Here is a 22,155-nt window from a genome sequence, read left to right on the forward strand (position 1 = left end):
GCGGATGCGATCGGCGCGGCCGATCCGAAACAGGTCGGCATAGGGTGAGGGCATGCGAAGCCTCTACCCGCCCATCGAGCCCTACGCGTCGGGACACCTGGCTGTCGATGACGGCCAGGAAATCTACTGGGAGACCTCAGGCAACCCCGACGGCAAGCCTGCGGTGTTCGTCCACGGCGGCCCCGGCGGAGGCACCGGCCCCGATCAGCGACGCTTCTTCGACCCCGCGCGCTACCGAATCGTCCTGTTCGACCAACGCGGATGCGGAAAGTCGCGCCCCCACATCGCCGACGGCGCCGACCTCTCGGTGAACACCACACCCAAGTTGATCTCCGACATGGAGTCGCTGCGCACGCACCTCGACATCGAGCGCTGGCAGGTCTTCGGCGGCTCGTGGGGTTCGACGCTCGGGCTCGCCTACGCGCAGGCGCACCCCGACCGCGTCACCGAGTTGGTGCTCCGCGGGATCTTCCTGCTGCGTCGCAGCGAAATCGACTGGTACTACAACGGCGGTGCGGCGCACATCTACCCCGACGTGTGGGAGTCCTATCTCGCGCCGATCCCCGAGAACGAACGCGACGGCGACCTTGTCGCCGCCTATCACCGACTACTCACCTCCGACGACACCGACGTCGCGGTCGCCGCCGCACGGGCCTGGACCGGCTGGGAGCAGGCGACGAGCTACCTCATCCCCAAGCCCGAGGAGGCAGCGGCGTCGAAGGAAGACGTGGGATCGCGGTTCGACCTCGCATTCGCCTCGATCGAGAACCACTACTTCGTTCATCACGGCTTCCTCGAGGATGGCCAGCTACTCCGCGACATCGACCGCATCGCACACATCCCCGCGGTGATCGTGCAGGGCCGATACGACGTCGTATGCCCGATGCGCAGCGCCTGGGATCTGCACCGCGCATGGCCGTCGGCGACGCTGCACGTCGTCGCCGATGCCGGCCATGCGTCCTTCGAACCGGGCATCGCACATCATCTCGTCGAAGCAACCGATGTCTTCGCCGATCGCTGACTCGCTCGCCTAGACTCAATTCAGCCATTACCGACAGGAGGACGAGTTGCCCGCAAGCGAGCAGGTCGAGGTGGAGCTCAAATTCGATGTCGATCCGGGCATCACGCCGCCCGACCTTCGCGTCCTCCCGGGCGTGGTGGCGGCCACGGAACCGGAGACGTTCACCCTCGACGCAACGTACTTCGACACAGAGAACCTCGACCTCGCGTCGAACCGAATCACCATGCGGCGCAGGCGCGGTGGACACGACGAGGGATGGCACCTCAAGCGCCCCGGCGATGTCCCGGGCGCACGACGCGAACTACAGGTGACTTTCGACGAGGCTCCCGCCGACGGCGACATCCCCGACGCACTCGTCGACCCGGTACTCGTCTACACCCGGCATAGGCCACTGCTACCGGTGGCGGCGATCTCGACGGTCCGCACGATCACGACGCTGCTGGGCACCGACGGCGTGAAGCTTGCCGAGTTCGCCGACGACCGCGTGACCGCGCAGTCGTTGCTGCCGGGCGGGTCGTCGCAGCAATGGTCCGAGTGGGAGTTCGAACTCCTCGAGGGCGGCACTCAGAAACTACTGAAGGCCGCGCACAAACTGCTTCGTGGCGCCGGTGGTCAGGAACCGTCGAGTGCGTCGAAACTCGCGCGCGCCATCGGCTCGACGCCCGCGGTGACACCGCCTCCCACGCTGGGGCGCCACCCATCGGCGCTCGAATTGGTGATCGCCGACGTCACGCGGCACCGCAATTCCCTCATCGCCTGGGATCCGCTGGTTCGCGAGGACGCCGACGACGCGGTGCATCAGATGCGCGTGACCGCACGCCGCATGCGCAGCGTGTTCTCCGGCTTTCCCACAGTGCTCGACGCCGCCCGCACCGAACACATCGCGGGTGAACTGAAACTGCTGGCGCGCATCCTCGGCGACGCACGCGATTCCGAAGTGCAACTGGAGATCGACAGCACTCTGCTGCGCGACGAAGTGGCATCGGAGACGCTGGTGAACGCGCTGGCGGGCACGGAATCCGCGGCACACGATCGCGCCGTCGCCGCGACCCACGCGGCGATGAACTCGCAGCGCTACTTCCGACTGCTCGACGCCATCGACGAATTGATCGCCGATCCACCAGCCGGACCGGATGCCGACCTGCCTGCGACGACCGCCGTCGACAAGGCGATCAGCAAGAGCCGCAAGCACATTCGGAAGGCACATCGCGAGCTCGCGGAGTTGCCCGAAGGATCGCACGAGTGGTCGGAGCAACTCCACACCATCCGCAAACGCGCAAAACGACTGCGCTACAGCACCGATGCCGCCGAACCGCTGCAGAAGAAGAAGTACAAGCAGATCTCGAAGACGGCGAAGGACCTCCAGTCGGCGCTCGGCGACTACAACGACTCGCGTATCAATCGCGCACGGCTGGCCGAGCTGGCGGCGTCGGGCGAGTTGTCGGGCATGGATCTGTTCGTGCTCGGTCGAATCGACGCCCGTGAACAGGCCAACGGAGAGCAGGCGATTGCCGCATACCGCAAGGCCGCCAAGGATCTCTGAGCCGAAGGCGGTCCCGGACTGCTGAGCCGAAGCCAGTCCCGGACTGCTGACGCCGAAGGCTGCCGCTAGGCGTTCGATGGTGCGAAGCGTACTTTGCGCGACGCCGGATCGGCTGCGGTCAGGGTGACGTCGATACGCGAGGCCGCGGTCGGAGTGCCGTCGCATTCGGCCAGGATCGGCGGTTGTGCGATGAAGATCTTCGCGCGCTTCTTCGCTGCCGCTCCGGTCTTCGCTGTCGCCCCGGACAGGACCACGGCGTCGAAGCGCTCGCCGACTCGGTCGGCGAGTATCACCGACTCGGCGAGGTCGATACTCTCCCGGTCGGCAGACGACCCGAGCGAGTCGGCAGAACGCAGGATGCCCGGCAGTGTCGGCAACGCACGTAACACCCAGTCTGGCACCGGGTTTCCCGATGTGACGGCCAGGCACACCTCGGTGGCGAATCGATCGCCGAGGCGTCGCAGTGGCGCGGTCACGTGTGCGTAGACGCCACCGATCGCCGAGTGGACCATCTCGTCGCGCGTTGGAGGGGCCGTGTCCGCCTCACCGGTCTGCACGCCGAGCGGGAGGTACCCCGCGCCGCGCATCAGCGAACTCGCCTGCGACATCAGGGCGAGGGTCGACGGCTCGTCGACCGGCAGTGCCGCGAGGAAATGTCCGGGGGTCGCGTCGTCGGGCCACGCGACGTCGAGAGCGTCGGCGGTCGCTCTGAGCTTGTCGACGGCGTCGGCAGGTGCCGGTGGAAGCGTGCGCAGCAGACCGATACCCGCGTCGGCCATGATCTTTCCCGCACAGGTGCCGGTGAGAAGCGACAACTGCGAGTTCCACATATCGGCGGGCGTGCGAGCCGCAAGGGCGAGCACCCATCCGTCGTCGACGCGGGTCACCTCCTGGTCGGGAAGGTCGAGTTCGATTGCCCCGCGCGCCAACGCAACTCGACGTCGGAGCTCACCGAACGCGGGCAGCGCGCTGATCGACGGATGCAGGGTGCGTGCGGCGGCGTCCGCCGTCACTCCCGCATAGTCGAGTCGTGCGACCGATTCCACGAGTGCACGCTCGAGGTGTACTCCGGTCACGTCGCCGTCCGGTGCAACGCGGATCGTCCACAGCACCGCGGGGCGCGTCACGCCGGGGAGCAGCGATCCCGATCCCTCCGACAGCACCCTCGGATGCAACGGCACCGAGCCGTCGGGGAAGTAGATGGTCGCGCCTCGACGTCGACTCTCGGCGTCGAGTGCATGCTCTGGCCGAACGAGCGCGGCGACGTCGGCTATCGCGTAGTGGACCTCGAAGCCGTCTGCGTCGAACGACATCGCGACCGCCTGGTCAAGGTCCATCGACCCCGGCGGGTCGATCGTGACCAGCGGGATGTCGCGACGGTCTACCCGCTCGGCGTGTGCGTCGACCGCGTGCTCCGCCTCGTCGAGCGCGGCTTCGCCGTAGTCCTCGCAGATCCCCAGCTCGGTGCGGATCGACTCGAAGTCGATGTCGGGGGCGGAGAATCTGCGCTGCACTCTTTCGACACTATCGCCGACCGTGCGCTCCAGAGTGCCGACTGGGCGCCTCAGACCGTCGATTGTGCGCTCCTGACCGTCGACTGGGCGCAGCAGAACGTCGGCTGGGCGCTCCCCGCAGCTCCAACGGGCGTGCTGGATGCCCGTGTCAGCGGGCTAAGCTGTACGGGCGAACGAGTCGGCCGGGCGGCCGCGGCGAGCGGAACGGCCAGATCACTGGCAATGCCGCGCGCCGAGGAAAGTCCGGACTCCGCAGAGCAGGGTGGTTGTCAACGGCAACCCGGGGTGACCCGCGGGACAGTGCCACAGAGAACAGACCGCCGATCGAAAGATCGGTAAGGGTGAAACGGTGCGGTAAGAGCGCACCAGCGACGCGGGTGACCGCGTCGGCTTGGTAAACCCCACCCGGAGCAAGGCCGAAGCACGGACCGCGAGGTGCGTGTGCACGGATGATCGAGGGCTGCTCGCCCGAGTCCGTGGGTTGGCTGCTCGAGGCACCCGGCGACGGTGTGTCCAGATGGATGGTCGCCGCCGACTTCGTGTCGGCACAGGATCCGGCTTACACGCCGACTCGTTCGCCCTCGGTCCGGATATACCCACTCGGCACGACACGACGCCCACTCGGCTGTACACGACACCCAGTCGGCAGTACGGGACGCCCAGTCGGCAGTACGGGACGCCCGGTCGGCAGGGTCAGTTCAAGTGGGCGGTCTCGTTGACCGAGCGCACCACCGAGCCGCCGTCCGGGTAGAACTCGGTCACCGACACCGACGCGAGGTCGAGGTGGAGGTGGAACAGCAGCTCCGGTCCGACTGTCAGCGCATGTTGGAGCAGCGTCTTGATCGGTGTCACGTGCGACACCACCACCACGGTCCGCCCCGAATACTTCTGGACCAGTTGGTCTTTCGCCGCGATCACCCGCTCAGCAACCTGCGCGAAGCTCTCGCCGTCGGGTGCCGGGGCGGTGTAGTCGCCGAGCCAGCGGGCGTGTACCTGCGGGTCGCGGGCCGCGGCCTCGGAGAACGTCAGCCCTTCCCAGCCACCGAAGTCGTTCTCGATGAAGCCTGCATCCTCGATCACCTCGCCGCCGATCCGGTCGACGACGGCCTGCGCAGTCTGGCGTGCGCGGTCGAGTGGCGAGCTGACCACGGCAGCGACGTCGGCCTCAGCGGCGATGCGCGACGCCGCGGCGAGTGCCTGCTGTTCCCCCAGCTCGGTCAGCCGGGGGTTGCCCCGGCCCGAATAGCGTCGTTCGATCGACAGCGGCGTCTGGCCGTGTCGCAGCAACACCAGGCGCGTCGGTTCTGCACGCTGCCCCTGCCACGACGGCGTGGCCGCCGAACCGGAGCTCACGGTTGCGCCTACAGACCGGACTCGTTGGTACGGACGAGAACTGCGCCGCATTCCTCGCACCGGACCACGTCGTCTGCGAGGGCAGCGGCGATCGAGGCGAGGGTTCCGCGGTCGAGCTCCATCCGGCACGCTCCGCAGCGTCGCGCCCGCAGCAGTCCCGCACCGATCTTGCCCGCGGCGCGCTGCCGGTCGTAGATCGCCAGGAGGTCCGCGGGAATGTCACCGGCGATCGCCTCGCGGCGTGTGATCGCGACCTCGCGATCAGCGTCGACAGCAGCCTTCGCCTCGTCGCGTCGCTTCTCGGCGTCCGCGAGCTGGGTCTGCAGATGTTCGACGGTCGCCGAGGCGCGCTGCCGTTCGGCTTCGACGGCTTCCTGTCGTTCCATGACGCCGAGCAGGTCGTCTTCGAGTACGGAGCGGCGGCGGGCGAGGCTACCGAGTTCGTGCTGCAACTCCGACAACGCCTTGGGCGCCAGTCCCCCACCGGCGAGCAGCGCGGAGTCCTTGCGCTCGCGGTCGGCCATTCCGGTCACCTCGCTGTCGACGCGTCGATACTCGCGGGTGAGGTCTTCAGCGGAGATGTCGGCGCGCACAAGGTCGTCGCGAGTCGAGTCGATCTTGGTGGTCAGCTCGGCGATCTCGGCCACCTCCGGCAGCGATTTGCCGCGATGGTCGACGCGGGCAACGGCGGCATCGGCGTCGGCAAGGTCGAGCAGATGTCGCTGCGCGGACGGGTCGGCCTTCACTCGGCATCGACTTTCATGGGGGCCTCCTGGAGTTCACACGTTCGGTCAACGGTACGCGGTACCCACCGTCGCTCAGCAATCCGCATGCAGCGTGAACGGGTCGGTTGGCGTCGCGAAGACCTCGACGTCGAGTGCGAGCCTGTTCGCCAACAGTTCGGCAACCTGTGTGCACCACGGGAATTCGGTGGCCCAGTGCCCCGCGTCGACCAACACCGGTCCGCCCGCACGCAGCGCCTCGTCGACCGGATGGTGCCGCAGGTCGCCGGTCAGATACAGGTCGACGCCGAGGCCACGAACCGTGTCGAGCAGCGAATCGCCCGCGCCACCGCACACCGCAACGGTCTCCACGACGCGGCTGCGCTCCCCGGTGGCACGCACTCCCCACGGCGAGCGCAGCGTACCGGCTGCTCGCGTCACGAACTCCCCGACGGTCGACGGCGATGCGAGCCGCCCGACCCTGCCGAGACCCGTGTCCGAGTCGATGGCTTCTTCGGCAAGGATGTCGAATGCGGGCTCCTCGTAGGGGTGAGCGGCACGAAGTGCAGCGAGCACGGACCGGCGCAGACCGCGCGCCGCGACCATTTCCACCCGCGCTTCGTCGACATGCGTCCGTTCTCCCAGCGACCCGATCGTCGGATTGGCCGCACCTCGCGCCTCGAACTGACCGACGCCCACCACCGACCACGCGCAGTCGCGGTACTCACCGATAGCCCCGGCTCCCGCCGCGAACATCGCCTCGCTGACCTGCTCGGCGCTGCCCTCGGGCACCATGACGATCCACTTGTCCATGGGCGCCAACGGCGCGGGCTGCAGCGGTGAGGTGTCGACGACGCCGAGTACATCCGCGAGCGCATCCGACACTCCCGGACGTGCACTGTCGGCATTGGTGTGTGCGGTGAACAGCGCCGTGCGCGCGCGGATCAGCCGATGCAGCACAGAGCCTTTCGCGGTATCGGCGGCAACCGAGTCGACCCCGCGCAACAGCAGCGGATGGTGCGCGACGATGATGTCGACGTCGCCTGCGACCGCCGCGTCGACGACGGCATCGGTGACGTCGACGCAGATCAGCGCCCGCGCAACGGCTTCCGTGCGATCCCCACACACGAGTCCCACCGAGTCCCATGCCTCCGCCAGCCTCGGCGGGTAGACGCGATCGAGCAGATCGGCCACCGATCCCACCGATATCCCAGCATCTGATGTCCCGGTCACCGAAGTCACCGTTGTGGACTCATCCTTGTGCGTCATCGTCGACGTCCTTTCGTGCGCGGGCCAGTGCGTCGACCATTGCGGTGACGGTGGCGTTGTCGCGCACCGCGAGCCGCAGGTGATCGCCGTCGAGGCCGACGAAGTTGGCGCAGCTTCGCACACCGAAACCCGCTGCGCGAAGAGCATTCTTGACCGCGATGCCGTTCGGCGTCTCGATGAGCACGAACGGCGCCTCGGGTTGTGTGCACGTCCTGATCCCCGCCAGTGCGAGCCGGTCGAGCATGAAGTCTCGCTCGGCCGCGACGGCGCGCGCAGCGTCGTCGCAGAACCGTTGTCCCGCAGGGCCGACGCACTCGGCCAGAGCAGCGAGCGCGGGCGTCGACAACGGCCAGGGTCGACGTCCCCGGCTCAGCCGTTCGACGATCTCGGGCGACGCCAGGAGGTACCCCGCGCGCAGGCCGGCGAGTCCGAAAGTCTTTGTCACGCTGCGTAACACGACGATGTCGTCGTTACGCATCGACGCGAGGGACTGCGGCTCACGCTCGCCGGTGACCGGATCGACGGTGAGATCGGCGAACGCCTCGTCGACGACGAGTATTCGTCCGGGCCTGCGCATCGCATCGAGCGCGGCTCTGCTGTGCAACACCGACGTCGGGTTGGTCGGGTTGCCGACGACGACGAGGTCGGCATCGTCGGGGATGCGGTCGGCGATGTCGTCGGGGTCGATGCACCACGGCGGCGGCAACTGCACCTGGGTGATGGGGATTCCGGCTGCCCGCAGGGCGATCTCCGGCTCGGTGAACGAGGGTTGGACGAGCGCGGCGTGCCGAGACCCGAGCCGTGGCAGCGCCTCGAACCCGTCCGCGGCGCCCGCGAGCAGCATGACCTCGTCCGGATCCCGTTGGTGTAGTGCACAGATCGCAGCTATCGCGGCATCGGCGTGCGCGGTGCTCGGATAGGACGCGAGACGTGCACAGGCGTCGGCGATCGCGGCGCGGACGAACTCTGGCGCCTCACCGCGCACGTTGACGGCGAAATCGACGACACCGGCCTCCACGTCGACATCGCCGTGTCGGCTGAGGCGGTACACGCTGTCCTGCGGGGTCGTGCCTGCTGTCATAACCGTCGAGCCTAATGGTCGAGTGCCGACGGATCGGCCGACAGCAACACGCCATTCGGACACCCGCTGCGGTACATGTCACGATGGAGCCGTGACCTCTCCGGCAGATCCGCATGATCCGCGGACCGTACTGTTGTTCGACCTCGACGGCACGATCACCGACAGCTTCTCCGGCATCGTCAACAGCTTTCGCCACGCACTCGCCGAGGTCGGGGCACCCGAACCACCCGACGACGTCGTCGCGGGCGTCGCGGGACCACCGATGATCGACACGCTCATCGGCCTCGGACTCGACCAGGAGACCGCCGACGACGCGATGCGCGCCTACCGCAAGCGCTACACCGACGTCGGATGGCTCGAGAATTCGGTCTTCCCGGAGATACGCGAGCTCGTCGACGATCTCGCGACCCAGGGCCGGACGATGACGATCGCGACGTCGAAAAACGAGAACACGGCGCGAGCCATCCTCGAGCATTTCTCCCTCGCCGACCGCTTCGCGGCGATCTGCGGTGCCAGCGACGACGGCTCGCGGCGCAGCAAGACCGACGTGATTGCGTGGGCACTGAGACAATCGGGCATTACACCCGACCCGGACACCGGACTTCCCGACCATCCCGTCGTGATGATCGGCGATCGGTCGCACGATGTCGAGGGTGCCGAGAGCTTCGGAATCCCGACAGTCTTCGTCTCGTGGGGCTACGCTCGGGCCGGGGAAGGGGACGCTGCCTCGTGGCGCGTCGATTCTGTTGTCGATCTGCGTGAGGTCTTAGGTGTCTGATCAACTACACGTCTGTTTCGTGTGCACGGGCAATATCTGCCGGTCGCCCATGGCGCAGAACATTTTCCGATCTGCCATCGACGACGCCGGTCTCTCCGACCGGGTCCGCGTGACCAGTCGGGGTACCAGTAGCTGGCATGTCGGCGAACCCGCCGACAATCGCGCACGCACCGAGCTACTCGCCCACGGCTACTCCGACGCCCACACCGCAGCCCACCTGGCTCCCGACGACTTCGACGCCGACCTGCTCGTCGCGATGGATTCCGGCCACGCCAAGGATCTCGAACGCAAACGGCTCGGCGATCGTGTGCGGCTGCTGCGCAGTTTCGATCCCGACGCAGGCGACGACCTCGACGTCGCCGATCCCTACTACGGGACACAGGGCGATTTCGCGCTCACCCGTCAGCAGATCGAGGCGGCCGTTCCGGGCATGTTGGCCTGGGTCAACGACCGCCTGGGCAATACGTAGCCGCCGCAGCGTCGTACATTGCCCCACACCGCCGATGTGTGCGGGCACCTCGGTACCGTTGAGGCATGCGCGTGCTCCGAACCTTCCTGCGACCTGGGTGGATTGCCCTGGCTGTGGTGGTCGTGGCATTCGCCGCGCTGTGTTTCTCCATCCTCGCCCCGTGGCAACTGGGCAAGAACAGCAGAACGAGCGAGCGCAACCACCTCATCGAGCAGGCCGTGTCGATCGCGCCCGTTCCGCTTGCGTCGGTCGCACCGGCCGGTAACGGATTCCGACCCGACACCGAGTGGCGCGAGGTGCACATCACCGGCACCTTCCTGACCGACAAGCAGGCCCTGGTCCGACTGCGTTCGGTCGAGGAACGTCCGGCCATCGAGGTCTTGACGCCCTTCCGGGTTGCGGGTTCGGACAGGGTGCTCGTGGTCGATCGCGGCTACATACGACCCGACCAGGGACAGACACCGGTCATACCTGCGCCGCCTGCGGGTGAGGTGACCATCGACGGTCGGATCAGGGCTGGCGAGGGCACGACGCCCGGTCGAGGCGCGGCGGTCGTCGACGGCGCCCTGTCGATGTACACGATCGATCCCACCGAACTGTCGCGCGCGACCTCCACCGGCATGGACCCGTTCTATATCCAGATCTCGCCGAACCAGCCGGGATCGCTCGGCGAGATCCCGCTACCCCAACTCGAGTCCGGCCCCTACCTCTCCTACGGGTTGCAGTGGCTCGCATTCGGGATCATGGCTCCGCTCGGAGCCGGATACTTCATCTACGCCGAGATCAAGCAGCGTCGTCGGGCACGTGGCACGGCGAACACCGCGACCACCACCTCGACGGATTCCGCTGCGGCAACCACGGATGCGCAGACTCCCGCCGCCCCGACCGCGGCGTCGGCGAGTGTCACCTCCGACCGCGCCGCGCGCCGCAAACGATTGCGCGCGGAACTGCGTGGCGACACCGTCGTCGACGACGCCGACCACTCCGACACGACGCGGATCGGTTTCGGCCCGGACACCGAACACGCACCCGACGACGTCCGCGACAAGCTCACCCAGCGCTACGGCGGCTGATCACCGACGCCGTCGTAGTGCACCTATCGCGTACGCGATCAACGCACTCGACGCCAGAGCTCCGATCTGGACCCGCCGCGACAGACGCGTCGTCGAATACAGATCCGCAACCTCCGGCAACCGACCGTCTCCGAGCGCAGGACGTTCTTCGACGCCGTGTGGGTACACCGTCCGACCCCCGAGACGAAGCCCGAGCGCCCCGGCGAACGACGATTCGACGACGCCCGCGTTCGGACTCGGATGCGCTGCGGCGTCGCGTCGCCATGCACGGAGGGCGCCTGCGCGGTCTTCTCCGAGCACGACGACCAGCACCCCGGCGAGCCGTGCCGGTACGAGGTTTGCAAGGTCGTCGAGACGCGCCGAAGCCCAACCGAATCGTCCGTACCTGTCGTTGCGGTAGCCGACCATCGAATCGAGAGTGTTGACGGTTCGATACGCGACCAGCCCGGGCACACCGGCGACGCCACCCCAGAACAGTGGAGCCACGGCAGCGTCTGAGGTGTTCTCGGCGATCGATTCGACTGCGGCACGCACGATTCCGGCAGCGTCGAGGCTCTCGGGGTCGCGACCGCACAGGCTCGGTACCAGTGCGCGTGCGGCGTCGATGTCGTCGACGGAGAGATCATCCGCGACCTCGCGGCCGACCCTGTTGAGAGTGGTGCCACCGAGCACGGCCCACGTCGCCACCGCGACGGCCGCAATCCGCACAGGTGAGGAATCGGCGCGCCGGGCGGCTCTGTCGACACCGACCCCGAGGGCGATCGACGCGCACACCGACGTCGCGGCGAAACCTACGCCCACCGCGCGCGAGTCGGCGTACACGGCCCGCTCGAGTCGACCGATCGCGCGCCCGAGACCCGCGACGGGATGCCACCGGCGTGGGTCGCCCACAGCGCGGTCGAGGAGGTAGCCGACGCACAGCCCGACCGGGACGTCGAGTGCTCGACCCACCGCGCGCGGACTGGAACTGGATGGGGCTCGACGCACCGCGTGATCGTATCGTCACCTCATGGCCAAACCCCGTCCCGCACCCGTCCCGGGTAGCCACCCCATCGACACCGGCACCGCCGAGGTGGTTGCCGATCCCATCTCGGGTGGCTGGCTGCTGCTGATCAACGGGACCCACAGCTCGCACATCCACCCCGACGATCCGTCAGCTCTCGATTTCGAATATCTCCGCCAGATGGCCGCGGTCATCGACGATCGGTATCCCGATACCTCGACGCCGCTGCGGGTTCTCCACCTCGGCGGGGCAGCCTGCGCGCTTCCGCGCACTCTGGCCGACCGCTACCCGCAGGCCAGGCAGGTTGCTGTCGAGATCGACGCGGAGTTGGCCCGATTGGTGCGCGAATGGTTCGACCTGCCGCGTGCGCCGCGCTTACGTATTCGCGTGGGCGATGCGCGGGCGGTGACCGAATCGCTGACGGAAGGTTCGCGGGATGTGGTGATCCGCGATGCCTTCGTCGACGCGCGCACACCGTCGCATCTGACGACGGTCGAATTCGTACAGGCGGTCAAAAAAGTGTTGACTCCCGGCGGGCTCTATCTCGCGAACTGCGGCGATGCGCGAACTCTCGATCTGGTGCGCGCCGACGCCGCCGCCGTCGCGGAAGTGTTCGCCAATGTCATGCTGATCGCCGATCCCGCGATGCTCAAGGGGCGGCGAACCGGCAACGTCGTCGTCGTGGGGAGCGACGACGACCTCGGTCCGTCGTCGGCATTGGTGCGCACCCTGCTGAGCGACCCGCTCCCCGCACGCACGATTGCGGGAAGCGAAGCGCGCGCGTTCGGGCGTGGGAAATACCTTCGCGATCCCGAACAAAGTGTGCGATAAGGGTATTCTTTATCGGCCGATACCCTCAGAATCGACCGTTTGAATGACACTTTCTTGGATACCTAGATCGATTGATGCGTTATCTCGAAGCCTGGTAGAAAATCCGTTCGAGGCTTCAGATCACATAGTCGATCCGGTCGAGCACGGCCTTCGCCAGCGCCTCGTCACCGGTGACGATCACCGCGCGCGGATCGGCATCACGCCGGCCTCCGACCAGACGCGCCAACTCGACTCCGTCGACGCGTAGGGTGACGTCGGCGGCATCGTCACCACCGTCGAATGACTCGACAAGCCCTGCACGCCCGTCCACCGCGACCCTGACCTCACGAGGTGCGACACCGGTGATCTCGAACCGGACCCTGCTGCCGTCGGGCGCCGACGCGCGCTTGCCCACCACGAAGGGCAACGACGACGAGATCTCGTCGAGTGCGACGCCCGCCGTAACGGGATCCGACGGCGAGTCGTCGCCAAGGGCGTCGCGCAGGTCGACCTCGTGAATCCAGCAGTCGAAGACGCGGATGCGCATGAATCGTCCGTAGGTGTCGGGGCCGGCCGGGGTGGCCGTCTGCGCGTCGAACTCGTCCTGCGTCATCGCCATGAGTGCCGCGGTGCGCACCTCGATGATCTCGTCGAGCGCAGCGAGCACCTCCTCCCGAGACTCGTCACGGAAGTAGTCGGCCCATCGCTCGTTGAGCTCGCCGATCGGATTCTTCACATGCGTTCGCGAGGTGATGTCGGCTGCGGCCTCCACATCCCGACCGTCGAGCATGCTCTCCGTGCCGATGATGTGGGCGACGATGTCGGCGTTGGTCCAGCCAGGGAGCACCGACGGTGCCGACCACTGCTCGTCGGTGAGTTGCGCCGCGAGTGACTGCAGCGCAGCCCACTCGGTGGTCAGAGCTGCGGTGATCGAATCCTTGTCGACGACGGTGAGCGGCATGTTCTCATCCTTCTGGGGGCTGTCGGCGCTGCGCGCCTACATGGCTGTCAGCGCATCGGCCGACACTAACGGTTCTCGAGGGATTGCAGCATACTGAGCAGCCGGAGCCGGGGCAGGAACTTCCTCGAGCGCGTCGCGGAACTGTTGCATGCTGACCCGCTCGGCCGAACCCCGAGGCGCGCGCATCGCTCGAACGAAGGGCGGCAGCGGGTTCGTCGCGCACCATCATGCGCTGACCGATGGCGTCGAGTTCAGCGGCGGTCGGCTCACGCAGACGCGATGGGCGTCAGCGCACCGGTTGGCCACAACTCGCGGGAGCGGCGGCCAGCGAACACCACTGGGCCGGCCGGGTCGGGCGATACGCCGACCCCACTCCGTTGCGCGCGGTGATGTCGCGATAGGCCGGCACCGCGTCCGTCGGTTGTCTGCGCAGCGTCGGATCTGTTTTGACGTCGACGGTGTACAGCCCGAATCGTGGTGTGTACGAACCCCATTCGTAGTTGTCGGTGAGGCTCCAATAGTTCAATCCGATGACCGGAATGCGGTCTGCACGCGCCCGCCCGACCCAGTAGACGAGGTCACGCAGATGATCACCGCGACGATAACCGTCGGGGCGCGGCTTGCCATTCTCGGTCGGCATGCCGGTCTCCACGACGTAGAGGGGTTTACCCGGGAAGCGCCGCGCGAGATCACGCAGCGAGTAGTAGATCCCGTCGGCCGATACCGTTGCGTTCCAATTCTTTCCCGTGGCGGCGTTGACCGCGCTCAGGTCGGTGACCGACGCCGAGTAGTAATAGTCGAGACCGATGAAGTCGAGAGAATCGCGCACCCGATCGGCAAATGCGGTGTCGACGATCGGCTCGACAGTCGGGACGTAAGCGATGTTCGACGACACCATGGCGGCGGGCTGACGCTGGTGGATGTATCGGTAGATCGACGTGTGCACGTCGACGAGGCGGTCGCGCATCGTTGCACTCGCAGCCGCGGAGAGTCCACCCATGCGCAGCTCGTTGACGATATAGATCGTCGGCTCGTTGATGGTGATCCACAGCGGGTTGTCATGGGCGTACCTGTCGACGACAAAGCGCGCGTTACGTAGCCACGCCTGCGGCGTCGAGGCATTCGCCCAACCGCCGCGCGCTGCAACCCATCCCGGATAGACCCAGTGATCGAGGGTGATCATCGGCCGCATTCCCGCGCTCACGATTGCCGCGATCATGTCGTCGTAGTACGCGAGCTCGCGACGGTCGATCACTCCCGGCTTCGGCTCGATGCGCGCCCACTCGACACCGACGCGATAGACCGTGACACCAAGGGACTTCGCGATGGCGATATCCGAGCGATAGCGATGACGAAAGTCGACGGCGGACCCCACCTTGTCGTCGGTCTTACCCGCGGCGACATATCTGGTCCAGTTACTGTCCGGCGACGACCCCTCGGACTGGAAACCCGACGACGACACACCCCAGAGGAATCCCGGAGGCAGGGTTCCGGGGTCGGCGGCCGGCAGAGGCTGCGCCCCCGGCGGCTGCGCCCCCGCCTGGGCGGGAAGTGCGCACACCGTCGCGACTAGCGCGACTACCAGCAATATCAGCGGCACGCCTGCGCCTTTCCTACGAAGAACCTCATGGGCTCCGCTACCTGCGGCTCTGCGACGCACCATCATGGCGCTCAGCATCGCAAACAAGACCCTCCGGTCGTGCCGAATCGGCACGACCGCACCAGAATGCTCCGCGAGACCTGAAGAGACAGCCAGGCGTCGACTACCGACAGCACGTGAATCCTCCGCCCGGATCACAGCCCCGCGTGTGCCGACCCTCTATCCTTGGCGAGTGCCGCGATCCGCCCGACGCCGTGCCTGGCGCACTGCACTCTCACTTGTCCTCGGCGTTCTCACCGCCGTCACTGTTGTCTCGGTTGCCGGGGCCGTCCCGGCGGCGAACGCCGTCGAACCGCTTCATCGGGTGGCCGACCTCTCCGGATGTGCCGGGCCGAACCGTCTCGCATCGGGGACGTCGAAACATACGACGACCGTCGACGGCGTCGAGCGCACCTACAGCGTCAACGTGCCCGCCGGTTACAGCGGGCAGTCGACGTACCCGTTGATTCTGGCGTTCCACGGGCACGCCGAACCCGCGGCGACCTTTGCACGGTTCACCGGTCTCGCGCAGCTCCCCGCGATCGTCGTCTATCCCGAGGGCCTGCGCGGAACCGACGGACTCGTCTCGTGGCAGGGTGCGCCGTACTCCTCGCCTCGCGCCGACGACATCGCGTTCACCCGAACGATCCTGCGTGAGATGCGGGCGGCGGCATGTATCGACTCGAGCCGGACGTACGCGGCCGGCCGATCGAACGGTGGCGGACTCGTCGCGATGCTCGCGTGCAGGCTGCCCGCCGAGTTCGCCGCCTACGCGGTGGTCAGCGGTGCGTTCTACGACGCCGGTCGTCCCAACTGCCCCGGCGCCCCGCCCGCATCCATCATCGATTTCCACGGCACAGCCGACCGAACGATCCACTACACCGGCGGCGTGCGACACGGCGGAGCCTATGTTCCCGTCATGGACTGGCTGTCGGGGTGGGCGGCACGCGACGGTTGCCTCACTCAGCCACTCGAGTTTCCCGTCAACCGCTACGTCACCCGCATCGACTGGCCGTTCTGCGCAGCGTCGGGTCACGAGATCACCCACTACCGCGTCAACGGCGGCGCACACGTGTGGCCGGGCTCCACCGGAAGCCCGTCACCGGCCGGGCAGCTGAGCAATTCGATCTCGGCAACGTCGTTGATCTGGCAGTTCTTCACCCGCCACACCAAGTGACACGATCTGCGCATTGCGGACCACAATTGTCCGCAATGCGCGCGACAATGACCCCATGCTCGATTCGTCTGCGCGACTACTCCAGCTCCTGTCCCTGCTCCAGATGCGCCAGGAGTGGTCGGGCGACGATCTCGCCACGCGACTGAACATCACCAAGCGGACGGTCCGCCGCGACGTCGACAAGCTGCGCGACCTCGGATATCCAGTCGACTCGACAGTCGGTGTCGGAGGCGGGTACCGGTTGGGCGCGGGCGCGGAGATGCCCCCACTGTTGCTCGACGACCAGGAGGTCCTCGCCGTCGCGCTGGGACTCAACGCGATCAGCAGCGCCGCCGTCAGCGATATGACCGAGGCTTCTTCGGGTGCACTGGCCAAGTTGCGGCAGGTGATGCCCTCACGGTTGCGGCATCGACTCGACGCCCTCACGCTCGATTCCCTTCCGCAGGGACCGCGCGACACCGAAGTGGCCGCAGAGGTGCTGTCCGACATCGCGACCGCGTGCCACCGCACGGAACGTCTGCGATTCGACTATCGACGCCACGACGGAACCGAGAGTCGACGCGAGGTCGAGCCATACAGACTGGTGCGCAAGGGATCTCGGTGGTATCTGGTGTCCTGGGACCCCGACCGCGACGACTGGCGTTCCTTTCGCGTCGACCGCATGACGGTCAAGACACCCAACGGGGCACGTTTCGTCCCTCGTGAACTCCCCGAAGGTGGTGCCGCCGCTTACCTGGCGCGCAGCCTCGGCGCTGCGTACCGGTCCGCCACCGCACGGGTGCGCATTCACGCACCGCTGGCCGTCGTCGAGAAGATGGTCGACGACGCTTGGGGCACAATCGAATTCGGAGATGGTTCGAGCTGCGAGCTCACGATCTACAGCACCTCGCTCACTTCTATCGCACGCTGGTTACACGCTTTCGACTCCGACTTCTCGGTTCTCGAACCCGCGGCGCTGCGTGCCGAATGCCGCGCCGTTGCGGAACGCCATGTGCAGCTCGCCGAACGGTACCGCCGCGCCTGACCCCCGCGCGAGTCGCCGTGATGCGTCCGTGATGCCGTAATCACGAGTGGGCCACGCCGCGGTGTGCTGGCTAGTGTGGCGACAATGCGGCTCCTGGTCACCGGTGCAACCGGATATGTCGGCTCACGACTCGTCGACGCCCTTATCGCGTCCGATCACGAGGTCGTCGTCGCGTCGCGATCGCCAGAGCGGTTGTCGCGGTACGGATGGTCCGACGACGTGACCGCGGTCGAGATGGACGTCGACGACCCCGATTCGGTAGGTGCCGCCATCGACGCGGCCAGCCCCGACGACCACCCGGTCGACGCCCTGTACTACCTCGTGCACGGCATCGGGCAGGCCGACTTCGCCGACGGCGACCGCGCCGCCGCACGCTCCGTCGCACAGGCGGCCCGCAGTCGAGGCATCCCTCGCATCATCTACCTCGGCGGTTTCGTGCCCGACGGCGACGAGATGTCGGCGCACCTACAGAGCCGCGCGGACGTCGGTGAGGGACTCGCGATCGACGGCGGCGCCGAACTCGTCTGGTTGCGTGCCGCGGTGATCCTCGGGGCGGGCTCGACGTCGTTCGAGATCCTGCGCTACCTCGCCGACCGCTTCCCGGTGATCCCCGAGCCAGGCTGGATCGACAATCCGATGGACCCGATCTCCATCCGCGACGTCATCCACTACCTCGTCGCGGCCGCCGACCCGTCACTACCGGCGGGCTCCTACGACATCGCCGGTCCCGATACCGGCGTCTACCGATCGATCCTCGACGAGTATCTCCGCGCGGTCCGCATGCCTCGACTACGCGTGCGCGTTCCGTCGATCAGCACCCGGCTCGCGGGTAAGGTCGGGGGCATCATCACGCCAGCCCCAGCAGCATTGACCGAAGAACTGGTCACGTCGCTACAGTATCCGATGCGCGCCTCCGAGCACCGCATCACCGAGTTCGTGTCCCCACCGACCGGAGGTCTCACCACCATGCGAGACGCCATTCGCGCGTCGGTCGAGTCGCCTTATCCCCGTCCGGTTTCCGAGCTCGACGATCTGCACCACCTCGCCGACACCGACCCCGACTGGGCGGGCGGCGACCTACTGCGAGCCCGCCGCGCAGCGCTCGGCGCGGTGTTCGGCGTGATCGGAACCGTAGCGGGCGTGACGCTCGTCGCCCGGCGTGTTCTCGGGCAGTTCCTGCCCTGATGTCGACCGCCTCCCTGCCCCGGTCGGTGACCCGGCTCCTCGACGCTGTCGCCGTCGACCGCAACACAGACCAACCCATCTATTCGACGCGCCGTCGGCTCGCCGTGGTCGGATTCCTGCTCATCGGCGCCGTCTTCCTGGGGGTCTCTCTCTCGGTGACACCCGGCGACACCGCGTTCTACCCGCTGACACTCGGCCTCGCGGCCACCTGGATCATCGGGGCGATAGCCACCAGCAGGCTCTCTGCCGGAAGGTTCTCCCTCGACGGCGATGGCTCGACGTCGGGCGCCGTTGCGCTCGGAGTGGTCGCGGGCGTCGCGATGGGCGCGGTGTTCGTCATCGGAGCGTTCCTCACGAAGCTGATCGGACCGCTCAGCGAACTGGTCAGCAACGTGCTCGCCTTCGCCGACTACGGCAGCATCGCGATCGTCACCGCGATCACCCTGATCAATGGCGCCGCAGAGGAATTGTTCTTCCGCGGCGCGGTGTACTCGGCGGTGCGGCCGCATCACCCGGTCGTCGTGTCCACCGTCGTCTACACGATCGCGACCCTGGCCAGCGGAAACGTGATGCTCGGGTTCGCCGCGATACTCCTCGGCGCGGTGTGCGCGATCCTGCGTCGCTGCACCGGCGGCGTGGCGGCACCGATCTGCACACACGTCGTCTGGTCGACGATCGTGCTGTTCGCCCTGCCGCCGATTTTCGGGTGACCCCGGTTTGCTGCTGACCCCAGGACTTTTCCGGCCCTCCGCCGCGGACCCGCGTCGTAGATGTGTGTCCGATCGAAGGATGTGTGTGCTGCAGCACCCACATCCTTCGATACGACACACATTCAGGGTGCCGCTTGGCTGCCTGAAGCTTGCAGTTTGGGTTCCGACCTGCCGACCGGCTAGATTCGTGTGTTGACGCGCGAGGCTTGGGCCCGACGACGCGTCGAGCGCGTATAGCTCAGCGGTAGAGCTCTGGTCTTACACACCAGCGGTCAGGGGTTCGAATCCCTTTGCGCGCACTCCACCTGCGTAAATGCAAATTCAACCAGTCGATCTACGGTTTAGATCACGTTTTACCGGTAAGACAACCACCGGCACAGCCGCCGGCAAGGGACCTCCTCGACACCCATGTCGAGGAGGTCTTTTCATGTCCGCACCCACCGTCATCACCGACCCCTGGATCGAGCGCCTGATCGCCGCAGGCGTCCTGAGCCCCGGCGCCCGTGGCCTCACCCGCGAGGCCGCAGCGCACCAGTACAACAGCGCCAACGCACTCACACCCGAGGATGACGATTTCCTCTACACCCCGGGCCAGGCGCAGGTCGTCGCCCGCGACGCCCTCGCCGTCATCGGCATCGACATCGATCCCGCTACCCGCGTCGTCCTCACCGACGGCCGCGCCGGTCCGCGGTGCACCTACTACCTGCTCAATCCCGGCCAGATCGACTGCGCCGTGGAGCAGCACAGGCTGGCCACCGGCGAGAACATCAGCGCCGACGCCCTGATCGAGGCCCTCCCGTGGGAGTGACCATCACCGCCGCCGAGCGTCTCGCCGCCCGCGCCTGGGACATCGCCGAGCATCACCGCCTCACCGGTGATCACGCGCTCACACAGGCGATCTGGGCCCTGGAGGACGCCATCGACCACCACACCACCGACGCCGGCCACGCGGCCTGGCGCGTCGAGATTCTGATCGGAGAGCTGCCATGACCACCACCACCAGCGAATTACGTTGCTACATAGCATGTCTCGCCTGTTACAACGCGGGAACCCTGCGCGGCGACTGGTACGACGCCACGATGGCCCGCGACATCACGCCCCGCGAGATCCACGGCGGCCGCGACACCTCGCATGAGGAGCTTCGGATTCTCGATCTCGATGGCGACTGTTGGCCGGTCAACCGCGAGATGAGCCCGCACGAGGCCACCGAGTGGGCCGAGTGCATGGACGAGGTCGACGAGCACCGGCGGCCCGCGTTGGCCGCCTGGGTGCGGTCGGGCTCGTATACCACCCAGGGCGACACCGACCTGCCGGTCGTATCCGACTTCGAGGAGGCCTACTGCGGCGAATGGATCGACTTCGAAGAGTTCGCTTGGTCGTTCATCGTCGACACCGGAATGCAGGACACGTGGCCGGAAGAGGCTCGCAGCTACTTCGATTTCCACAGCTGGACAAGGGATCTCGCGATGGACTACTCCGTCGAGTCAGCACCTGGAGGTGGGGTCTACGTGTTCCGGTCGCTCTGATTGTCGGACCTGATCGCCAGAATGACCGCCATGACCCTCCACGTCCACGGCCGCGATCTGTCCGTCGGAGACAGAATTATTCGCTTCACTAACGATGCGGACGTGATAGTCACCGGCATCGAGGCCACGGCAAGCGGCGGCATAGTGCTGTCGCTCGATGTCGTCGACGTCCCTGGCGACAGTGTGGCCGGCTCGACGTACTTCATCACCGGCCCCGACGCCATCTACACCGTCGACCGGCCTTGATCCACACCACGACCCCTGTCCGGGGCGGCGCCCGCGATGGCCGGCCGAAAAGCGTGGCAGGCCATCGTGGTCAAGGCATTGTGGGTCACGTACCGACCACCAGAGAGGACGCCACAGCCATGACAGCCCATGATCCGCTGCACGTCGAGTTCCACCTGCCCGACGCCAGAGCCGCCCGGCTGCTCGACCTGATGATCGCCCGCGCCGGCGGCGACCCCGATGTGTGGCTGGCCAATCTCATCGAGACCCACCGCCTCGACGCCGCCGCCCAGGCGCCGGCACAGTTGGCCAGCCTCGTCGAGTTCATCGCGGCCTCCCGCCCCGCCACGTCCCCCGGGATGCCCGGCCATCCCGACACCGCGCCGAACGCCCCGGCCGCCCGCGGACGGAAACGGCCAACCCGGGCCGTCCGCGGCAATCCCGCCTGGCGAGAGGCCGACCGATGACGCGGCCCCGCCCGCTGTGGCTGTGGGCCGACGAGCACCCCGACGCCTGCCAGGTGCTGCTCGATCCCACGATCCACGTGCTCACGTCAGAAGAGGGCGCCGACGGCAAGCGGTTCGGGACGCTGGCCGTGCCCGCCGGCTGGGTGCCCGCGGCCAACGAGCTGCACCGCGGCATCACCCAGCTGGTCGGCGACTACGCGCTCATTCAGGCCGGTCAGAAGGGGTACGGCCTACGGTGGCTGACCACTGTGGACCATGTCCCCGGTGTCCGCGCGCTCAAGGACAGCGCCTACGAGATCACCGCGGGCCTCTGCACCGTGTGCGGCCGTACCGGCGTCGTGCCGAACCCGCCTCGGTGCAAACACCATCCGCGTCGCACCACGCCTCACGCGATGGCCCGGCCACCCGTCGACGATGATCACCTCACGGACGCTGAGGTCGCCGAAATCCGCCGCCGGATTGCCCTCAGCAACGCTCATCCGGAGGCCGGCACAAGCATCGACACCATCAACGACCTCCACAATTTCTTCCGCTCCCTCGGCGCCGTGGCCGCCGCGTACGTGGACGAGATCGAGGCCAAGGAGCGCGACCGCTGACCTCGCGGC

The 22,155-nt window shown here is 67.2% G+C and carries 24 protein-coding genes, 1 tRNA gene and 1 other RNA gene; 18 read left to right on the forward strand and 8 right to left on the reverse strand.

Translation table 11 applies throughout. The features are described from left to right. The first annotated feature begins 52 nt into the window (after positions 1 to 52). A complete protein-coding gene (pip, locus tag A5766_RS10305; protein ID WP_005206451.1) occupies positions 53 to 1,021 on the forward strand; it encodes a prolyl aminopeptidase in 969 nt (322 codons plus the stop codon). A 46-nt stretch (positions 1,022 to 1,067) separates the two neighbouring features. Next, positions 1,068 to 2,564: a CYTH and CHAD domain-containing protein gene (locus A5766_RS10310; protein ID WP_005206450.1), complete on the forward strand. Its 1,497-nt coding sequence runs from the start codon at positions 1,068 to 1,070 to the stop codon at positions 2,562 to 2,564. A 65-nt stretch (positions 2,565 to 2,629) separates the two neighbouring features. Here A5766_RS10310 and A5766_RS10315 read toward each other — a convergent pair whose 3' ends face one another. Next, entirely contained in the window at positions 2,630 to 4,078 is a 1,449-nt protein-coding gene (locus A5766_RS10315) for an RNB domain-containing ribonuclease (protein WP_005206449.1), read from the reverse strand. 174 nt (positions 4,079 to 4,252) lie between these two features. On the opposite strand from A5766_RS10315, the gene rnpB reads away from it, so the two are divergent. Continuing rightward, an RNA gene (gene rnpB, locus A5766_RS10320) (RNase P RNA component class A) lies at positions 4,253 to 4,656 on the forward strand. Between the two features lie 115 nt (positions 4,657 to 4,771). On the opposite strand, the gene A5766_RS10325 is transcribed toward rnpB, so the two are convergent. The 4 genes from A5766_RS10325 to cobC all read right to left on the reverse strand — a co-directional run bounded on the left by A5766_RS10325 (position 4,772) and on the right by cobC (position 8,503). Continuing rightward, a complete protein-coding gene (locus tag A5766_RS10325) occupies positions 4,772 to 5,431 on the reverse strand; it encodes a histidine phosphatase family protein (RefSeq protein WP_005206448.1) in 660 nt (219 codons plus the stop codon). A gap of 8 nt (positions 5,432 to 5,439) precedes the next feature. After that, positions 5,440 to 6,177, reverse strand: a complete 738-nt coding sequence (locus A5766_RS10330; RefSeq protein ID WP_005206447.1) for a zinc ribbon domain-containing protein — start codon at positions 6,175 to 6,177, stop codon at positions 5,440 to 5,442. A gap of 72 nt (positions 6,178 to 6,249) precedes the next feature. Further along, complete coding sequence (locus A5766_RS10335; RefSeq protein WP_005206446.1) at positions 6,250 to 7,422, reverse strand: Nif3-like dinuclear metal center hexameric protein; 1,173 nt, start codon at positions 7,420 to 7,422, stop codon at positions 6,250 to 6,252. Further along, complete coding sequence (gene cobC / locus A5766_RS10340) at positions 7,406 to 8,503, reverse strand: Rv2231c family pyridoxal phosphate-dependent protein CobC (protein ID WP_005206445.1); 1,098 nt, start codon at positions 8,501 to 8,503, stop codon at positions 7,406 to 7,408. The genes A5766_RS10335 and cobC overlap by 17 nt, the downstream gene beginning before the upstream one ends. Before the next feature lie 91 nt (positions 8,504 to 8,594). Here cobC and A5766_RS10345 point away from each other — a divergent pair, with 91 nt between their 5' ends. The 3 genes from A5766_RS10345 to A5766_RS10355 all read left to right on the forward strand — a co-directional run bounded on the left by A5766_RS10345 (position 8,595) and on the right by A5766_RS10355 (position 10,823). Then, positions 8,595 to 9,281: an HAD hydrolase-like protein gene (locus A5766_RS10345; RefSeq protein ID WP_005206444.1), complete on the forward strand. Its 687-nt coding sequence runs from the start codon at positions 8,595 to 8,597 to the stop codon at positions 9,279 to 9,281. Next, entirely contained in the window at positions 9,274 to 9,750 is a 477-nt protein-coding gene (locus A5766_RS10350) for a low molecular weight protein-tyrosine-phosphatase (protein WP_005206443.1), read from the forward strand. The genes A5766_RS10345 and A5766_RS10350 overlap by 8 nt, the downstream gene beginning before the upstream one ends. Before the next feature lie 65 nt (positions 9,751 to 9,815). Next, positions 9,816 to 10,823 (forward strand): SURF1 family cytochrome oxidase biogenesis protein, encoded by a 1,008-nt coding sequence (locus A5766_RS10355; protein WP_005206442.1) that lies wholly within the window; start codon positions 9,816 to 9,818, stop codon positions 10,821 to 10,823. On the opposite strand, the gene A5766_RS10360 is transcribed toward A5766_RS10355, so the two are convergent. Beyond that, a complete protein-coding gene (locus tag A5766_RS10360; protein WP_039855808.1) occupies positions 10,824 to 11,810 on the reverse strand; it encodes a cobalamin biosynthesis protein in 987 nt (328 codons plus the stop codon). A gap of 22 nt (positions 11,811 to 11,832) precedes the next feature. Here A5766_RS10360 and A5766_RS10365 point away from each other — a divergent pair, with 22 nt between their 5' ends. Next, positions 11,833 to 12,657, forward strand: a complete 825-nt coding sequence (locus A5766_RS10365) for a spermidine synthase (protein ID WP_064904601.1) — start codon at positions 11,833 to 11,835, stop codon at positions 12,655 to 12,657. A gap of 115 nt (positions 12,658 to 12,772) precedes the next feature. On the opposite strand, the gene A5766_RS10370 is transcribed toward A5766_RS10365, so the two are convergent. Further along, on the reverse strand, positions 12,773 to 13,597 hold the full coding sequence (locus A5766_RS10370; RefSeq protein ID WP_064862453.1) for a maleylpyruvate isomerase family mycothiol-dependent enzyme: 825 nt from the start codon (positions 13,595 to 13,597) through the stop codon (positions 12,773 to 12,775). Between the two features lie 286 nt (positions 13,598 to 13,883). Continuing rightward, positions 13,884 to 15,197 (reverse strand): family 1 glycosylhydrolase, encoded by a 1,314-nt coding sequence (locus A5766_RS10375; RefSeq protein ID WP_064862452.1) that lies wholly within the window; start codon positions 15,195 to 15,197, stop codon positions 13,884 to 13,886. A 232-nt stretch (positions 15,198 to 15,429) separates the two neighbouring features. Between A5766_RS10375 and A5766_RS10380 the strand changes: the two genes are divergently transcribed. The 11 genes from A5766_RS10380 (at position 15,430) to A5766_RS10430 (ending at position 22,146) form a co-directional block, all read left to right on the forward strand. Continuing rightward, on the forward strand, positions 15,430 to 16,413 hold the full coding sequence (locus A5766_RS10380) for an alpha/beta hydrolase family esterase (protein WP_231894612.1): 984 nt from the start codon (positions 15,430 to 15,432) through the stop codon (positions 16,411 to 16,413). A 55-nt stretch (positions 16,414 to 16,468) separates the two neighbouring features. Beyond that, entirely contained in the window at positions 16,469 to 17,437 is a 969-nt protein-coding gene (locus tag A5766_RS10385; protein ID WP_064862451.1) for a helix-turn-helix transcriptional regulator, read from the forward strand. A gap of 84 nt (positions 17,438 to 17,521) precedes the next feature. Further along, positions 17,522 to 18,622: an NAD(P)H-binding protein gene (locus A5766_RS10390; protein WP_064904603.1), complete on the forward strand. Its 1,101-nt coding sequence runs from the start codon at positions 17,522 to 17,524 to the stop codon at positions 18,620 to 18,622. Further along, positions 18,622 to 19,332: a CPBP family intramembrane glutamic endopeptidase gene (locus A5766_RS10395; protein WP_005206434.1), complete on the forward strand. Its 711-nt coding sequence runs from the start codon at positions 18,622 to 18,624 to the stop codon at positions 19,330 to 19,332. The genes A5766_RS10390 and A5766_RS10395 overlap by 1 nt, the downstream gene beginning before the upstream one ends. A gap of 227 nt (positions 19,333 to 19,559) precedes the next feature. Continuing rightward, positions 19,560 to 19,631 (forward strand) — tRNA-Val (locus A5766_RS10400). A gap of 128 nt (positions 19,632 to 19,759) precedes the next feature. Beyond that, positions 19,760 to 20,140: a hypothetical protein gene (locus tag A5766_RS10405; protein ID WP_064904605.1), complete on the forward strand. Its 381-nt coding sequence runs from the start codon at positions 19,760 to 19,762 to the stop codon at positions 20,138 to 20,140. Continuing rightward, entirely contained in the window at positions 20,131 to 20,322 is a 192-nt protein-coding gene (locus tag A5766_RS10410; RefSeq protein WP_064904608.1) for a hypothetical protein, read from the forward strand. Before A5766_RS10405 ends, A5766_RS10410 begins: the two co-directional genes overlap by 10 nt. Further along, complete coding sequence (locus A5766_RS10415; protein WP_064904610.1) at positions 20,319 to 20,858, forward strand: antirestriction protein ArdA; 540 nt, start codon at positions 20,319 to 20,321, stop codon at positions 20,856 to 20,858. The genes A5766_RS10410 and A5766_RS10415 overlap by 4 nt, the downstream gene beginning before the upstream one ends. A 21-nt stretch (positions 20,859 to 20,879) precedes the next feature. Then, positions 20,880 to 21,104, forward strand: coding sequence for a hypothetical protein (locus A5766_RS10420; RefSeq protein ID WP_064904612.1), 225 nt, complete (start codon positions 20,880 to 20,882; stop codon positions 21,102 to 21,104). A 119-nt stretch (positions 21,105 to 21,223) separates the two neighbouring features. After that, positions 21,224 to 21,550, forward strand: coding sequence for a hypothetical protein (locus A5766_RS10425; protein WP_064904614.1), 327 nt, complete (start codon positions 21,224 to 21,226; stop codon positions 21,548 to 21,550). Further along, the gene (locus A5766_RS10430; protein ID WP_064904616.1) at positions 21,547 to 22,146 is read left to right on the forward strand and encodes a hypothetical protein; all 600 of its coding nucleotides are present in this window, start codon (positions 21,547 to 21,549) and stop codon (positions 22,144 to 22,146) included. The genes A5766_RS10425 and A5766_RS10430 overlap by 4 nt, the downstream gene beginning before the upstream one ends. Positions 22,147 to 22,155: the final 9 nt, after the last annotated feature.

Origin of the sequence: Gordonia sp. 852002-51296_SCH5728562-b (assembly GCF_001665475.1) — a bacterium.
GTDB lineage: Bacteria > Actinomycetota > Actinomycetes > Mycobacteriales > Mycobacteriaceae > Gordonia > Gordonia sputi.

Coding starts and splice junctions, on each gene's coding strand:
- pip (WP_005206451.1), top strand. CDS start 53: ATGCGAAGCCTCTACCCGCCCATCGAGCCCTACGCGTCGGGACACCTG.
- A5766_RS10335 (WP_005206446.1), bottom strand. CDS start 7,422: ATGACGCACAAGGATGAGTCCACAACGGTGACTTCGGTGACCGGGACA.
- cobC (WP_005206445.1), bottom strand. CDS start 8,503: ATGACAGCAGGCACGACCCCGCAGGACAGCGTGTACCGCCTCAGCCGA.
- A5766_RS10355 (WP_005206442.1), top strand. CDS start 9,816: ATGCGCGTGCTCCGAACCTTCCTGCGACCTGGGTGGATTGCCCTGGCT.
- A5766_RS10365 (WP_064904601.1), top strand. CDS start 11,833: ATGGCCAAACCCCGTCCCGCACCCGTCCCGGGTAGCCACCCCATCGAC.
- A5766_RS10370 (WP_064862453.1), bottom strand. CDS start 13,597: ATGCCGCTCACCGTCGTCGACAAGGATTCGATCACCGCAGCTCTGACC.
- A5766_RS10385 (WP_064862451.1), top strand. CDS start 16,469: ATGCTCGATTCGTCTGCGCGACTACTCCAGCTCCTGTCCCTGCTCCAG.
- A5766_RS10390 (WP_064904603.1), top strand. CDS start 17,522: ATGCGGCTCCTGGTCACCGGTGCAACCGGATATGTCGGCTCACGACTC.
- A5766_RS10395 (WP_005206434.1), top strand. CDS start 18,622: ATGTCGACCGCCTCCCTGCCCCGGTCGGTGACCCGGCTCCTCGACGCT.
- A5766_RS10405 (WP_064904605.1), top strand. CDS start 19,760: ATGTCCGCACCCACCGTCATCACCGACCCCTGGATCGAGCGCCTGATC.
- A5766_RS10415 (WP_064904610.1), top strand. CDS start 20,319: ATGACCACCACCACCAGCGAATTACGTTGCTACATAGCATGTCTCGCC.
- A5766_RS10420 (WP_064904612.1), top strand. CDS start 20,880: ATGACCGCCATGACCCTCCACGTCCACGGCCGCGATCTGTCCGTCGGA.
- A5766_RS10425 (WP_064904614.1), top strand. CDS start 21,224: ATGACAGCCCATGATCCGCTGCACGTCGAGTTCCACCTGCCCGACGCC.
- A5766_RS10430 (WP_064904616.1), top strand. CDS start 21,547: ATGACGCGGCCCCGCCCGCTGTGGCTGTGGGCCGACGAGCACCCCGAC.